The sequence below is a fragment of the Streptomyces sp. NPDC110618 genome, from assembly GCF_055657065.1.
In genome coordinates this window covers 60,221-74,760 of record NZ_JBVKBN010000031.1, presented here as the reverse complement: position 1 = coordinate 74,760, position 14,540 = coordinate 60,221, and the positions used below count along the sequence as shown (strand labels likewise).

The following is a 14,540-nucleotide window of genomic DNA, read 5'->3' as shown; positions in this document are numbered from 1 at the left end:
CGTCAACGTCATCTGGGCTCTGATTCGTGACCGGCGGTGCTACGAAGTGACACCGCCGGTGACTGCGGCAGCTTGACAACAGCATTAGGAAGCGATGGGACCGGCTGTGCCGGACAGGGCCTCCAGGTCGCTCTTGCGGACCTTGATCACGAACCAGGCGGTGATCAGGGCGAGCACACCCATCGAGGCGGCCGCCACGAAGCCCATCGAGATGCCCTTGGCGAGTACTTCGTGCCCCCACGGCGCGGGCAGCTGCTGCGTCTCGGCGAACTGGGCCTTCTGCTCGGGCGAGGCCTCCGCCATGAACTGCGCCACCTGCTTCTCCGCCTCGTCCTTGCTGGCGGAGCCGAACACTGTCGTCAGGATGGACAGTCCGAGCGATCCGCCCACCTGCTGCATGGCGTTGAGCAGACCGGAAGCCGCGCCGGCCTCGTGCTGGGCGACCCCGGACACCGCGGTGATCGTCAGCGTCACGAAGTTCAGCCCCATGCCGAAGCCGAACAGCAGCATCGGTCCGAGGACTCCGCCCACGTACGAGCTGTCCGCGCTGAGGAGGGCCTGCCAGCTCAGACCGACCACCACGAGGGCCGAGCCGGTGAGCATGAACGGCTTGGGCCCCAGCACCGGCAGGAATCGCTGCGACAGGCCCGCACCGAGGGCGATGACCACGGTGACGGGGAGGAACGCGAGGCCCGCCTCGATCGGGGTGTACTCCAGCACGTTCTGCACGAAGAGCACGATGTAGAAGAACATGCCGAACATCGCTGCCGCCAGGCTCAGCATGATCACATACGTGCCGGAGCGGTTGCGGTCGGCGAACATCCGCAGCGGGGTGATCGGCTCCTTCGCCCGCGACTCGATGAACGCGAAGGCGAGCAGCAGAATCACCGCGGCGACGAAGGAACCGATGGTCAGGTTGTCCCGCCAGCCCTCGTCGGCGGCCCGGATGAACCCGTAGACCAGGGACGCCATGCCCAGGGTCGACGTCAGCGCGCCGGCGATGTCGAAGCGGCCGGTGTGCCGTTCGGACTCGTTGATGTACAGCGGGGTGAGGAAGGCGATCAGGACGCCGATCGGGACGTTGACGAAGAGCACCCACCGCCAGTCGAGCCACTCGGTGAGCATGCCGCCGGCGAGGAGTCCGATGGCGCCACCGCCCGCGGATACGGCGGCGAAGACACCGAATGCCCGGTTTCGTTCCGGGCCTTCGGGGAATGTCGTGGTGATGAGCGCCAGCGAGGTCGGCGAGGCGATGGCGCCACCGACACCCTGGAGCACACGCGCGGCGAGCAACTGCCAGGGCTCCTGGGCGAGTCCGCCGAGCAGGGAGGCGAAGGTGAAGAGCAGGATGCCGGTCATGAAGACCCGGCGGCGGCCGAGGATGTCGCCCGCCCGGCCGCCGAGCAGCAGCAGACCGCCGAAGGTGAGGGTGTAGGAGCTGACGACCCAGGTGAGGTCGGTCGTGCTGAACTTGAGCGCGTCTTGAATGTGCGGCAGCGCGATGTTCACAATCGTCGCGTCGAGTACCACCATGAGTTGGCAGGCCGCGATGACGGTGAGCGCGATGCCGGGGCGGCCCTGCCTGCGGGCCGCACCTGGTTGCTTGTCCTGAATCAACTGAGAGGTTGTCACTATGGGTCCCCCATAAGCGCCTTAGTGAACGCTCGCGTTCACTGTCGCGTCAAAGGTAGTGAGTCCCCAGTAGTGAACGCAAGCGTTCACTTAATCCGTACCTCCATGACGCTCCCCGCTTGCCGCCGCCGCGCGGCGTCCCCAAGTCCCCCGCACCCCCCGCTTTTCGCTCGTTGGAGAACACTGATGGTTACCTCGCGCTGGACGGCCGCCCCCGCTCAGGCGGCTTCAGTGCGCCGGCGCGGCGCCGTACTGGAACGCGCCATCCTCGACGCCACGTTGGAGCAACTGAGCACCGTCGGCTGGAACGGCCTCACGATGGAAGGTGTCGCTGCCGGCGCCCAGACCGGCAAGGCCGCCGTCTACCGTCGCTGGCCCTCCAAGGAGGACCTCGTCGCCGACGCGCTGAAGGCCGGACTGCCGCGCATCGACGCGGTGCCGGACCTCGGCAGTGTGCGGGAGGACCTGCTCGCGCTGTGCCGTCTGGCGCGGGACGCCATGTACTCACGTCCTGGTTTCGCATTCCGTGCAGTCATTCACGAATGTGACCAACTGCAGGCGGAGCGATTCCATGGAGTGATCTTCAACGGGATCGTCGAGCCGACCCTCAAACTGATCCGTGAGGTCATCACCCGTGGAATAGGGCGCGGCGAGGTGCGCTCCGACGCGGCCAACGCATGCGTCTTCGACGCCATTCCGGCCATGATGATGTACCGCTCCAAGATGTGCGGAAGCGAATGGGAGGACGGCGAGCTGGAGGAGATGATCGACCAGCTGATGCTGCCGCTCCTCCGGCCGCAGGCGGGCTGAACCCCGTGCGTCGGGGAGCTTCGGTTACGTTCCGGAAAACCTGGGTGTCGCCGGGTGATCCGGGCGGCGTAGGCTAAGGGCGCCATGCCGTACGAACCGCCTACTCACACCGTCGAGCGCTCACTCCGCGCCACGACCGGAGCGAAGGTCATTGCCGGTGTCGACGAGGTGGGGCGCGGCGCCTGGGCCGGGCCCGTCACCGTCTGCGCGGCCGTCACCGGACTGCGTCGGCCCCCTGAAGGGCTCACCGACTCCAAGCTGCTCACCGTCAAGCGGCGCACCGAACTGGCCGCGCAGCTGCAGAAGTGGGTGACGTCGTACGCCCTCGGGCACGCCTCGCCGGAGGAGATCGACGAGCTGGGTATGACGGCCGCGCTGCGCCTGGCCGCGGTGCGCGCCCTGGACGCCCTGCCGGTCCGCCCCGACGCGGTGATCCTCGACGGCAAGCATGACTACCTCGGGGACCCGTGGAAGGTCCGTACGGTGATCAAGGGCGACCGGTCGTGTGTCGCGGTCGCGGCGGCTTCGGTGATCGCCAAGGTTCAGCGCGACAAAATGATGGCCGAACTGGGTATCGACCATGCAGACTTCGGTTTCGCGGACAACGCCGGGTATCCGTCGCCCGTGCACAAGGCCGCACTGGAGGAGCGGGGGCCCACCCCGTACCACCGCCTGTCGTGGGCGTATCTTGATGCGCTGCCCCAGTGGCGGCACCTCAAGAAGGTCCGCAGCTGGGCGGAACGGAGCGTTCCGGCGATCGAAGGGCAGCTCGGCTTCGATTTCTGACCGTTCCGCTCGCACTTGTGTGCCACCCGCCCACGTGAGCCGCACCAATGTTTGATAAATATCAGCCCATGCCTCTCATTCCCGAGGAGCCTCAGATTCACGAGAGTGCCCAGGGTCCCCGCGCCACTCCGGCCAGCGGCCGTACCGCGCCGACCCCCCGCCCCGTACCCGGTCCGCGTCCCGCGGCTCCGTCGCGTCCCGGCCGTCCCGGGCCTTCACGGCCCACGGCTCCGGCGCAACGCACGCCCCGTGATGCGGCCGCGCCCAAGCCGGGCCCTTCCGCCCCGGCCGCCCCCGCCTCCGCACCGGCCAAGGCGACTCCGCAGATCCAGCTGATCCCGGCCTCGGCCGAGGGTGCGCTCGACGCTGCCGAGGAAGCCGTCGACCTGCTGCTGGAGTCGGGACGTGCCCCCGGTGACGTGCTGGTGATCACCACCGGCGAACAGCACCCGTGGGCCGCCCATGAGCTGTCCTTCGGCGAGGCCTCCTACTGGAGCCAGCACGACGCGGCCGACGACGTCTTCTACGCGGACGCCGCCGTCGCGAGCCGTGCGGCCCAGCGCCCCGTCGTGGTGGTCGCCGTCAACGGCGGATCCGACACCGCTGCCGCCACCGCCCTGCCCCTGGCCCTCGCCCGGGCCGGCGCCCTGCTGATCGTCTGCGGCGACCCGCAGCAGATCAACTCCGTGCTGGGTGCGGGTGTCTGAACCGCCTCCGGTTCCTCCGGGGCGGTCGGCACACCGGTGCTGCCGCAGGAGTACCTGCACGGTGCGGCCTTCGGCATGCGCGCGGGAAGGTGTGGCGGTCGGTTCGGCGACGCCTTACGGTGCGTTGACCAGGCGCCGGTGGATGCTCGTGGAGGCTCGTCGTGGTGCCCGAGAGGACGTGCGGCGCGCTGCCCTGGTCAGGGCAGCGCGGAAACGTTCCGTCGTGAAGTTGGGTGAGACGGTGCCGAGCCGCTCAGCGGGCCGCGGCGCGGCGCAGGATGTCCGAGGCGGCGCCTCCGGTACGGGGCAGCGGAGGCGGTGACTCGGACGTGGCGAAGGCCTCCGGGGCGGAGTTCGCGCTGGGGCGACGCCCACCGCGGCCCTCTCCGAGGACCTGCCAGCCGTCCCGGGTCAGCGTGATGTACGCGCCGCAGCGCAGCCCGTGCAGCGTGCAGGCGTCGCGCAGCCCCCACATCCACGCCCCGTCCTCCTGCGTCCAACGCGCGTCGCCCTCACGGCAGTAGAGCAGCACGGCGGTGCGCACGGGGGTGCGGCGGCGCAGGTCGTGCGGAATGACCCGGCGCAACTGGTCCAGCAGCACGTTGCGGAACATCCAGCCGTCGGCCTGAGTTGTACGGCGGGTGAACGAGGCGCTCGCCCGGAGCCGTTCGTCAGGGTCGAGTACGGCCACGATCGCGGTCGCCGGTCTGGGGTGGTGCCGCGCATGCAGTCCACTGACGACCTCGCGGGGGTTGCGCAGCAGAGGAATCCCGGCGGCAGCCCACTCCGCGGGCTCCAGCACGCGGCCCGTCGTGGTGGCGGACAGGTCGTTGGAGGTCGACGTGGATGCCGCGGTGGACGGAGCGAATCCGAAGGTCACGGTCCTCCCTTCGGCTACGCGCCCACACTGAGGGCGGGGTGGATTCGGGGGAGCGCACACCGCAGCAAAGCCCTGCCGGACCACGGGCGAGCCGTGCGGGGAGCGGACTTCAATTCTTCCTGTCGAACTTGGTTGCGGCAACGAGCAATTGGAATGCCCGACCGATATAGGGAGGAGTGAGTGGTATATCCCTACCCCGTGTGCCACCTGCTGACGCGCGGGTGCGACCGCCGTCGTACGCCTTTTGAATGCGCCCCCCATGTTGATTACGCGCCGTGATCGGACCCTCTCAACAGCGCACAGTCTCTGTCCCATCGATCCCGCCCTCGCGCGCGCGTGGCGAGGCGGATCGTCTACTCGTTGTGATCGTGCGTCCACATCCCCCACGCGCGCGTGCCGAGGCTCCGTTCGCCTCACGCGCCACTGAAGTGGCCGACTGGTAGTGCCATCGGGTTGCATGGGGGCATGGACGAACTGGAACTCCGTGCCGAAGCCGATACCGTCCTCGGCCAGCTGGTGGGCGACCCGGGAGGTACCGCGCGTCTGCGGGAGGACCAGTGGCAGGCCGTGGCCGCTCTGGTGCGGGAGCGTAGACGCGCCCTGGTGGTGCAGCGCACCGGCTGGGGCAAGTCGGCCGTGTACTTCGTCGCCACCGCGCTGCTCCGGCGACGCGGCTCGGGCCCCACGGTGATCGTGTCGCCGCTGCTGGCACTGATGCGGAACCAGGTCGAGGCGGCGGAGCGGGCCGGAATCCGGGCACGCACCATCAACTCCGCCAACCCGGAGGAGTGGGACGCCATCCACGACGAGGTCGAGCGGGGCGAGACCGACGTGCTCCTGGTGAGCCCGGAGCGGCTCAACTCCGTCGACTTCCGCGACCAGATGCTGCCCAAGCTCGCGGCGACGACCGGTCTGCTCGTGGTCGACGAGGCGCACTGCATCTCCGACTGGGGCCATGACTTCCGCCCCGACTACCGGCGGCTGCGGGCGATGCTGGCCGAGCTGGGTCCCGGCGTGCCTGTGCTGGCCACCACCGCGACGGCCAACGCGCGCGTGACCGCGGATGTCGCAGAGCAACTGGGAACCGGTGCCGGTGAGGCCCTGGTGCTGCGCGGCCCACTGGACCGGGAGAGCCTGCGGCTCGGCGTGGTCCAGCTGCCGGACGCCGCGCACCGCCTGGCCTGGCTCGCCGAGCACCTGGACGAACTCCCGGGCTCGGGGATCATCTACGCCCTGACGGTGGCCGCGGCCGAGGAGGCCGCCGCCTTCCTCCGGCAGCGCGGCTTCGCCGTGGCCTCCTACACCGGGCGCACGGAGAACGCGGACCGGCTCCAGGCGGAGGAGGACCTGCTCGCCAACCGGGTCAAGGCGCTGGTCGCCACCTCCGCACTCGGCATGGGCTTCGACAAACCCGACCTCGGCTTCGTCATCCACCTCGGCTCCCCTTCCTCGCCGATCGCCTACTACCAGCAGGTGGGGCGGGCCGGCCGAGGCGTGGCCCACGCCGATGTGCTGCTGTTGCCGGGCAAGGAGGACGAGGCCATCTGGCGCTACTTCGCCGACACCGCCTTCCCGCCCGAGGCCCAGGTCCGGCAGACCCTCTCGGCCCTCGCCGGAGCCGGACGCCCACTGTCCGTGCCCGCCCTGGAGGCGGCCGTGGAGCTACGGCGCAGCCGCCTGGAGACCATGCTGAAGGTGCTGGACGTCGACGGCGCGGTGAAGCGCGTCAAAGGCGGCTGGATCGCCACCGGAGCGGAGTGGGTGTACGACGCCGAGCGCTATGCCCGGGTGGCGCGGCAGCGGGCGGCCGAGCAGCAGGCCATGCGCCAGTACGCGAGCACCCATGAGTGCCGGATGGAGTTCCTGCGCCGCCAGTTGGACGACGAGGGCGCGGTCCCGTGCGGCCGCTGCGACAACTGCGCGGGCCCGTGGGCCGATCCGGCCGTCACACCGGAGGCGCTGACGGGAGCCGTCAAGGAACTGGACCGGCCCGGCGTCGAGATCGAACCGCGCCGGATGTGGCCGACGGGCATGCCCGCCCTGGGCATCGAGCTCAAGGGCCGCATTCCGGCCGGCGAACAGTGCTCCACCGGGCGGGCCCTCGGACGCCTCTCGGACATCGGGTGGGGCAATCGCCTGCGCCCGCTGCTGGCCGAGAACGCGGCGGACGGACCTGTCCCCGACGACGTCCTGCGGGCAGCCGTGTCGGTTCTCGCCGACTGGGCCCGATCGCCGGGCGGTTGGGCATCGGGCGGCGAGCAGGCGACGGCGCGGCCGGTGGGTGTGGTGGCGGTGCCGTCCCTGACGCGGCCGCAACTGGTGGGCACGCTGGCGCGGGGCATCGCGGATGTCGGACGGCTGCCGTTCCTCGGCACGCTGACCCGCACAGGGTCCGAGCAGCCGCTGCGCCGGAGCAACTCGGCGCAGCGGCTCAGGGCGCTGGCCGATGCGTTCGAAGTCTCCGGGGAACTGGCCGAGGCGCTGGCCGGCTCACGCGGTCCCGTGCTGCTCGTCGATGACTACACCGACACCGGGTGGACGCTGGCGGTCACGGCACGGCTGCTGCGGCGGACGGGGAGCGGAGAGGTTCTGCCGTTGGTACTGGCCGCGGCGGGGTGAGCCGTGCCCGGGGGCTCCCGGTTCGGCGGACGGCGTGGGGCGTGGTGAGGGCGACGGAGCGTGTAATTGCCATGTCCCTGCCCCGAGTTATCCACAGGTTAAGCGGAAGATTGAATTCCGCGAGATCGTCTAGCCATGACGAACCACGGCGAAACCACAGGAAACTTCGAGAACCACGACATCGTGGGACACGACCCGAGCCCCGCGAAGCAACTCGACTGCACCGCCTACGAAGGCCACCGCGACGACCAGGTCACCCTGCGCACCCCGGCCGAACTGGCCGACGCGCTCCCGTACCTGCTGGGCTACCGCCCCGAGGACAGCATCGTGTTGGTCGCCCTGCACGACCGGGACGGCCGCGGCCGCTTCGGCGGGCGGGCCCGGCTCGGCATCCCCACCAACCCGGACGACTGGCCGTCCGCGGCACGCCAGTTGGCGCACGGCCTGGTCACGGGCAGCGAACGCCGAGGCGCACGCCCCGAGCAGATCGTGGCCTTTCTCTGTCAGGAACCCGCGGCGGGCGAGTCCGGGCGCCAGGTCATGGAACGACTGCGCCCGCTCGCCCAGAAACTGCGCATCGAGTGCGGCCACCTCGACGTACCGGTGATCGAGGCGCTGTGCATCTCGGGCGGCCGCTTCTGGTCGTACTGCTGTGACAACGCGACCTGTTGCCCGCCCAACGGCACCGCCATGGGCCTGCCGGGCACCTCGGTCCTGGCCGCGGCCGCCACCTACGCCGGGCTCCAGGTGCGCGGCACGCTACGTGAGTTGCGGGCAAGGCTGCTGCCCTGGGAGACCGGAGCCGCGCTGGAACAGGAGATCGCCCTCGACACCGCGGGCATGGCCCTGGTCCCTCGGATCCTGGAGGAAGCAACCCGCGCGGAGGTCGCCGAGGAGACCCTGGAACTGGCGGAGAAGCTGATGAAGCGCCTCGCCGAAGCACCCTCCGTCTCCGGCACCCTCACGGCCGACCTCCGCGACGACGACCTCATCACCCACGAGGAAGCGGCCCGGGTCATCCTCGGCCTCCAGGACCGCACCACACGGGACCGAGCCGCGGCCTGGATGGAGGGCGACGAGGCCACACCCGCACTGCGCCTGTGGCGAGCCCTGGCCCGCCGCTGCGTCGGCCCCTACAACGAGCACGCAGCGCCGTGCCTCACGCTCGTCGGCTGGGTCGCCTGGTCCACCGGCGACGAACTGGAGGCCCGCGAGGCCCTCGCCATGGCCCTCGGCGCCGACCCCGACTACCTCTTCGCACGCCTCCTGCACCAGGCGTGCAACGAGGGCCTGGACCCGGAAAAGATCCGACGCTGCCTGCGCGCGGAACGGGGACGTAGGACCGCGCCCGCGGCGCTGGACCGGGGTGCCGCGCAGCACGCCGATGCGGCTGTTGCGGACCACGCCTCCGCGGCCGAGACGCCGGCCGCCACCCGGACCAACGCCGTGCCGGAAGCCACCCCGACCAACGACGCGCCGCACGCCCACCCGACCAAAGCCCCAACGCCATCGACCGACACCCCACCGTCCCGGCCGGCCACCACCCCCCGACGCCCCCACCGCACCCAGTCCCGCCCCACCACCCCCACCAGCCCCGCCTCCACGGCCCCCGTCGGCAGGGCAGGACGCCGGCCCAGGACGAGGGTGCCCGGACCCCGCACACCCATGAGCGGCACGCGCACCGGAACGACCCGCAAGCCCCGCACCACACGGGTCCCGGGACAGCCCGGCGGCACGTGCCAGGAGGGGACGAACACCGGACCCGAGGGGGAAGCGTGACCACCCGAACCACGAACCCCGGCCGCCCTCGCCCGCACAGGTCACCCATTCCCGGGCGTGACCTGGAGGAGCGTCACCCCGTTCACCTGAGTGGCGGAATGTCCGTACGGGCCCTGCCGCCGACCCCTCCAGGTAACCCCGGACCCCCCACCCGGCGCCGAACCCGCCCCAGGCGCACAGAGCGCAGAGGAAGCCGCCCCATGCACCAGCCGACTCCGCCCTCCGCCGCCGACAGCCGCCCACCCGGCTCCCGGCCGACACAACCGCCCGGACCCGGCCACCAAGGACCACCCCGCACGGCAGCGACCGACCCGAATCCCCCCACCACGCACCGACCACCCACCCCACAGCCCCCACGAGCAGTCCCACCCCGCCACCCTTCCGACCTGCCGCCCACCCACACCGCCCTCATCTGCGTCGCCCTCCCGAGCCTCGCCATCTCCACACCGCAAGCGCAGCTGACCGGCCAGGACCTGGAAGGCTTCTACCGGGCAGGCCGGCGCCTGCTCTCCCGTTGCCAACTGCGCGTCGCCGGCCGCGAACCGCTCCCCGTGCACGCCCGCATCACCACCGCCGACCGGGCCCGCTTCGTAGGAACCCTCCGCGCCTCACCGGACGCGGGCCCGGACCCCGATGTCGTCGTCGAGCGCACCCGGCAGGCCGAGGGCACCGAACGCATCACCCTGCACAGCGCGGCCTCCCGCCCCCTGCGCCTGCCCGTCGAGGTCGCCCTCGGCACCGACCTGGCCGACCTCAGCGCCATCGCCTCCGGACGGACCGGCCCCGAACTGCCCGCCACCGTCCACGACTCCGGCCTGCGCTGGACCTGCGCCACCGGGACCTCGGCCGTCACCGCGGCCCCGCCGCCCACCGACGCCCTGGCATCCGCCGGCCTGCTCCGCTGGGACATCACCCTGCCCCCCGGCGGCAGCGCGACGATCGAACTGAAGGTCCGGCCGGAAGGAGCCGGCCCCGCCCGCGCCGTGAGCCGGGCCTCCACGGCCGCCCCACTGGCCCCCGCCCGGGCCGACGGCGACCACCCCGGAGCCCAGGCGCTCCTGCGCACCTGCATCGACGACCTCCAAGCCCTCCTGCTGCGCGACCCCACCCACCCCACCGACACCCACCTCGCCGCCGGAGCACCCTGGCGCTGCGGGCTCGCCCCCGCCGACGCCCTCGCCGCGGCCCGGATGACCCTGCCCCTCGGCACCCGCCTCGCCGCAGGCACGCTCCGCACCCTGGCCCGCACCCAGCTCACCGAGGGAACACGCGCCGGCCTGATCCCCGCCCCTCGCCGGGACGCGGGCCCCCACCTGCCACCCGGCTGCACGGCCACGGAAGCCACCCTGCTCTTCCCCGCACTCCTCGCCGAGGCCCGCCGCTGGGGGCTCCCCGACAAGGAGACCGAGGAACTGCTCCCGGCCGCCGAGAGATGCCTGACCTGGCTGCGCACCACTGTCGGAGCCGGCACCTACCTCAGTGACCCGCACCCCGGCGGACCACAGCGGTGCGAGACCCAGGCCCACGCCCACCGCGCGGCCCTGCTCGGCGCCGACCTGCTCGACGCCCTCGGCAGACCCGGAGGCGCCGGACTGCGCCAGTGGGCGGGAAGCCTGCGCACCGCGTTCCAACGGGACTTCTGGATCGACGACCTCGGCGGCGGCAGACCCGCGGCGGCCCGCACCCCCGACGGGCGCCTCGTGCCGCACCTCGGAGCCTCGGCCGTCCACCTCCTCGACACCGGCCTCCTGGGCGGTGGCGAACAGGCGCCCGGTCTCCTCGACAAGGTGGCCACCGAGCAGCTCGCCCGGCTCCTCGGCAGCCCCGCGATGGACTCCGGCTGGGGACTGCGCGGACTGGGCACCAAGGAGGCCGGGTTCAACGCCTTCGGCCACCGCAGCGGCGCCGTACGCACCCACGAGACAGCCGTCGCCGTCGCCGGGCTGCTCGCCGCCGGATACGAGAAGGAGGCCACCGGACTGCTGCGCGGCGCCATGGCCGCCGCCGAGGCGTTCGACCACCGCCTGCCGGAGATGTACGGGGGAGAGAAGCGCACCGACGGCAGCGCACCGATTCCGCACCCCGCAGCCTGCCGCCCCGCCGCCACCGCCGCCGCGGCCGGAGTCCTGCTCCTGACCGCGCTCGCCGGAATCCGCCCCGACGCCCCCGCGGGCACCGTCACCCTCCGCCCCGCCGCCAGTGCCCCCCTCGGGGAGATCGTCCTCACCGGACTGCGGGTCGCGGGCGCCCCCTTCTCCCTGCGGGTCGGCCGCCTGGGCCTCGCCATGGTCGAGGAGGCCGCCGACGGACTCCAACTGGGGGTGTGACCTCGCACGACGTACCACCCCGGCACCGAAAGCAGGTCCCTGACCGTGCGAACCCGATCAACAAGGACGCCCCTCACAGCGCGAACTCGATCAACAAAGGAGGCCCTTGACGGTGCGAACTCGATCAACAGTCGAAGCGACCGGCGAAGGGAGTGTTTATCGTCAGGCAGACGACTATGATCGCGGCATGCCCTACGACCCGTCAGCGTTTCCGCCCTTTGCCGTCACCGTGGACCTGGTCGTGCTGACCGTGCGCCGCCATGCCCTGTGCGCGCTGGCGGTACGCAGGGGCGAACCACCGTTCCAGGGGCGCTGGGCGCTGCCCGGCGGATTCGTACGGGCCGACGAGGACCTGGCGCAGGCGGCGGCGCGCGAGCTCGCCGAGGAGACCGGCATGCGCGCCCACGACCCGACCGCACCCGTCCAGGACAACGGCGCCCACCTGGAACAGCTCGCCACCTACGGCGACCCCAAGCGGGACCCGCGGATGCGCGTCGTCAGCGTCGCCCACCTCGCCCTCGCCCCCGACATGCCCGCCCCGCGCGCCGGCGGCGACGCCAGCAACGCCCGCTGGGCGCCGGTGGAGGAACTGCTCCAGCAGGGCGGCTACGGCCGCGACGGCGAACCCCTCGCCCCGCTCGCCTTCGACCACGCCCAGATCCTGTCCGACGGAGTGGAACGCGCCCGCTCCAAGATCGAGTACTCCTCACTGGCCACGGCATTCTGCCCGCCCGAGTTCACCGTCGGCGAGCTGCGCCGCGTCTACGAGGCCGTCTGGGGCGTCGCCCTCGACCCCCGTAACTTCCACCGCAAGGTGACCGGCACCCCGGGCTTCCTCGTCCCCACCGGCGGCACCACCACCCGCCAGGGCGGACGCCCGGCACAGCTCTTCCGGGCCGGCGGAGCAACCCTGCTCAACCCCCCGATGCTGCGCCCGGAGGTCTGAGGCGAGCAGCGGGCGCACCAAGCCGGACCGGGCCCGCGAGCGAACGGCGAACACGGGTCCGAGCGCGCCGAGTCCCGGGCCGGGAGCGGGCCTTGCGATGCCCGAAAAACCGGACATACCGCGCTATCTTGCTTCGGGTGATCCAGGCCATCGGACTGACCAGCGACCCGCGCAAGGATCTTCCGCCCGCCGTCGACGACGTCTCCTTCGAGGCATACGCCGGCCGAGTCACCACGCTGCTCGGTGCACCCGGAGCGGGCAAGACCACAGCGCTCAGACTCATGCTCGAACTCCAACAGGGCCGCGGACTCACCCACTTCAGAGGCCGCCCCCTGCACCGCATCGCCCACCCCTCCCGCGAGGTCGGCGTCCTCCTCGGCGATGTCCCCGGGCACCCCTCCCGCACCGTCCGCGGTCATCTGCGCATGCTCTGCGCCGCGGCCGGGGTGCCGGTGCGCCGCGCCGACGAAGTCCTCGAAGTCGTCGGCCTCGTCAGCCTGCGCGACGAACGCCTGCGCACCCTCTCTCGCGGCATGGACCGGCGGCTCGGACTCGCCTGCGCACTCCTCGCCGACCCGCACACCCTCGTGCTCGACAACCCCGCCGACGGACTCTCCACCCGCGAGAGCCGCTGGCTGTACAGCGTCCTGCGCGCCCACGCGGCCCAGGGCGGAACCGTCCTGCTCACCACCTCCGACCCCAAGGAAGCCGCCCGCACCGCCGACCGCGTCATCACCCTCGACCAGGGCAGGCTCGTCGCCGACCAGGACGCCGCGGAGTTCGCCCGGACCCGCCTGCGCCCCCGCGTCGCCGTACGCACCCCGCACGCCGCCCGCCTCGCGGCCCTCCTCGCCAAGGACGCCCGCACGACCCGGCGCTCCGTCGAGATCGTCCGCGAGGACGGCAACCGCCTCTCCGTGTACGGCAGTACCTGCGCCGACATCGGTGAGGTCGCCTACCGGCACGATGTCCTCGTCCACCAACTCGCCGACGAGATCGGGGACATGGGGCCGGGGGCCGCGGAGCAGGCGGCGGAGGGCGAGCAGGAAGCCGGACCGGAGGACACGCGGCGGCAGGGCCCCGCGATCGAGGACAGCGGTTCTCCGGGGGGTTCCCCCCCGCCCCCCTCCCCCCTCCCCTCCCTCCCACCCCCCATCTCCGTCCGCCCCGCCCCCAGCCCCCTCCGCCCCCTCCGCTACGAACTGCGGCGTGCCTTCAGTGTCGGCACCGCCTTTCTCACCGGTGCCGCGGTGCTCGTCGTGTCCGCGCTCGTCGCTGTCGTGCTCGCGCGGATCGGGCACACCCCGCAGGAGCGGCTGCTGGCCGCGTGGCCGCGGGAGATGCCGTTGCCGCCCGCGGCGCTGGGTGCCGGGCTGCTCGGTGCGCTGGCCTTCGGGGACGAGTTCCGGCATCCGGCGCTGGCGGCGGACCGCGGCACGGTGCCCCGCCGGCTGGGGCTGCTCGTGGCCAAGCTGCTGGTGTCCGGGGTCACCGCGGTGGCGCTGGCCGTGGTGACGGTGGGGTGCGATGCGGAGGTGCTGTATCTCGTATACGGACGGGAGCTGGCGGAAGTTCCCTCGGAGTGGCTTTCGCTGAGTGCGAGTTGGGTGGGGCTGGTGGCGGGGTGCGCCTGGGCCGGGGTGCTGGCCGCCGGGGTGTTCCGGTCGACGACGGCAGGGCTCGCGGCGGTGGTCGCGGTGCCGGTGGTTGTCGTACCGCTGGTGCAGAAGTTCCTGGAAGGACCCGGTGTGCGGTCGGCGGCGGGATTCCCGATGCGAGTCAGGGAAGTGCTGCTGATGCAGTGGCCCTTCGGGGGAGAGCGCTACCTGGTGGGGGTCGCGCGGCTGCTGGCTCAACCCGTGGGCGGCGCTTTGGCGTTGTCGCTCACCACGCTGCTGTGCGCGTATCTGCTCACAACGATGCGCACCAGGCTTCGGTAGTGACTGTTTCTGTCTATTCAGTGGCTTCGGTGTGCGCAACTCCCCATGGAAAGCCCATTTCTTTCCGATAAGGCGTCAATTGCGACGGGGTGAGCGATCACCCTTTCGTGTGCT

10 protein-coding genes are annotated in these 14,540 nt (G+C 71.8%); 8 read left to right on the top strand and 2 right to left on the bottom strand.

The genetic code is table 11. The annotated features are described in order from the left end of the window. Positions 1 to 84 precede the first annotated feature (84 nt). Positions 85 to 1,632, bottom strand: coding sequence for an MFS transporter (locus ACZ7L7_RS34640; protein ID WP_285516624.1), 1,548 nt, complete (start codon positions 1,630 to 1,632; stop codon positions 85 to 87). 186 nt (positions 1,633 to 1,818) lie between these two features. On the opposite strand from ACZ7L7_RS34640, the gene ACZ7L7_RS34635 reads away from it, so the two are divergent. From ACZ7L7_RS34635 to ACZ7L7_RS34625, 3 genes are all read left to right on the top strand, one after another. Further along, positions 1,819 to 2,442 carry a TetR/AcrR family transcriptional regulator gene (locus ACZ7L7_RS34635; RefSeq protein ID WP_453604728.1) on the top strand — a complete coding sequence of 208 codons (624 nt, stop codon included), beginning with the start codon at positions 1,819 to 1,821 and terminating at the stop codon, positions 2,440 to 2,442. Positions 2,443 to 2,526: 84 nt separating this feature from the next. Beyond that, positions 2,527 to 3,228: a ribonuclease HII gene (locus ACZ7L7_RS34630; protein ID WP_285516622.1), complete on the top strand. Its 702-nt coding sequence runs from the start codon at positions 2,527 to 2,529 to the stop codon at positions 3,226 to 3,228. A 68-nt stretch (positions 3,229 to 3,296) separates the two neighbouring features. Next, positions 3,297 to 3,935 (top strand): hypothetical protein, encoded by a 639-nt coding sequence (locus tag ACZ7L7_RS34625; protein ID WP_471431572.1) that lies wholly within the window; start codon positions 3,297 to 3,299, stop codon positions 3,933 to 3,935. A gap of 253 nt (positions 3,936 to 4,188) precedes the next feature. Here the strand turns inward: ACZ7L7_RS34625 and ACZ7L7_RS34620 are convergent, their stop codons facing one another. Next, positions 4,189 to 4,815, bottom strand: a complete 627-nt coding sequence (locus ACZ7L7_RS34620) for a hypothetical protein (protein ID WP_285516620.1) — start codon at positions 4,813 to 4,815, stop codon at positions 4,189 to 4,191. A gap of 465 nt (positions 4,816 to 5,280) precedes the next feature. Between ACZ7L7_RS34620 and ACZ7L7_RS34615 the strand changes: the two genes are divergently transcribed. From ACZ7L7_RS34615 to ACZ7L7_RS34595, 5 genes are all read left to right on the top strand, one after another. After that, the gene (locus ACZ7L7_RS34615) at positions 5,281 to 7,434 is read left to right on the top strand and encodes a RecQ family ATP-dependent DNA helicase (protein WP_285516619.1); all 2,154 of its coding nucleotides are present in this window, start codon (positions 5,281 to 5,283) and stop codon (positions 7,432 to 7,434) included. Positions 7,435 to 7,569: 135 nt separating this feature from the next. After that, positions 7,570 to 9,213, top strand: a complete 1,644-nt coding sequence (locus ACZ7L7_RS34610; RefSeq protein ID WP_285516618.1) for a DUF4192 domain-containing protein — start codon at positions 7,570 to 7,572, stop codon at positions 9,211 to 9,213. Between the two features lie 458 nt (positions 9,214 to 9,671). Continuing rightward, on the top strand, positions 9,672 to 11,540 hold the full coding sequence (locus tag ACZ7L7_RS34605; protein WP_453604730.1) for a glycogen debranching N-terminal domain-containing protein: 1,869 nt from the start codon (positions 9,672 to 9,674) through the stop codon (positions 11,538 to 11,540). Between the two features lie 187 nt (positions 11,541 to 11,727). Continuing rightward, positions 11,728 to 12,486, top strand: coding sequence for an NUDIX hydrolase (locus tag ACZ7L7_RS34600; protein WP_285516616.1), 759 nt, complete (start codon positions 11,728 to 11,730; stop codon positions 12,484 to 12,486). A gap of 137 nt (positions 12,487 to 12,623) precedes the next feature. After that, entirely contained in the window at positions 12,624 to 14,426 is a 1,803-nt protein-coding gene (locus ACZ7L7_RS34595) for an ABC transporter ATP-binding protein (RefSeq protein WP_453604721.1), read from the top strand. Positions 14,427 to 14,540 lie beyond the last annotated feature (114 nt).

What these genes read in the sequence shown, in the direction of transcription:
- ACZ7L7_RS34635 (WP_453604728.1), top strand. Translation starts at nt 1,819, where the DNA reads ATGGTTACCTCGCGCTGGACGGCCGCCCCCGCTCAGGCGGCTTCAGTG.
- ACZ7L7_RS34615 (WP_285516619.1), top strand. Translation starts at nt 5,281, where the DNA reads ATGGACGAACTGGAACTCCGTGCCGAAGCCGATACCGTCCTCGGCCAG.
- ACZ7L7_RS34625 (WP_471431572.1), top strand. Translation starts at nt 3,297, where the DNA reads ATGCCTCTCATTCCCGAGGAGCCTCAGATTCACGAGAGTGCCCAGGGT.
- ACZ7L7_RS34630 (WP_285516622.1), top strand. Translation starts at nt 2,527, where the DNA reads ATGCCGTACGAACCGCCTACTCACACCGTCGAGCGCTCACTCCGCGCC.
- ACZ7L7_RS34610 (WP_285516618.1), top strand. Translation starts at nt 7,570, where the DNA reads ATGACGAACCACGGCGAAACCACAGGAAACTTCGAGAACCACGACATC.
- ACZ7L7_RS34600 (WP_285516616.1), top strand. Translation starts at nt 11,728, where the DNA reads ATGCCCTACGACCCGTCAGCGTTTCCGCCCTTTGCCGTCACCGTGGAC.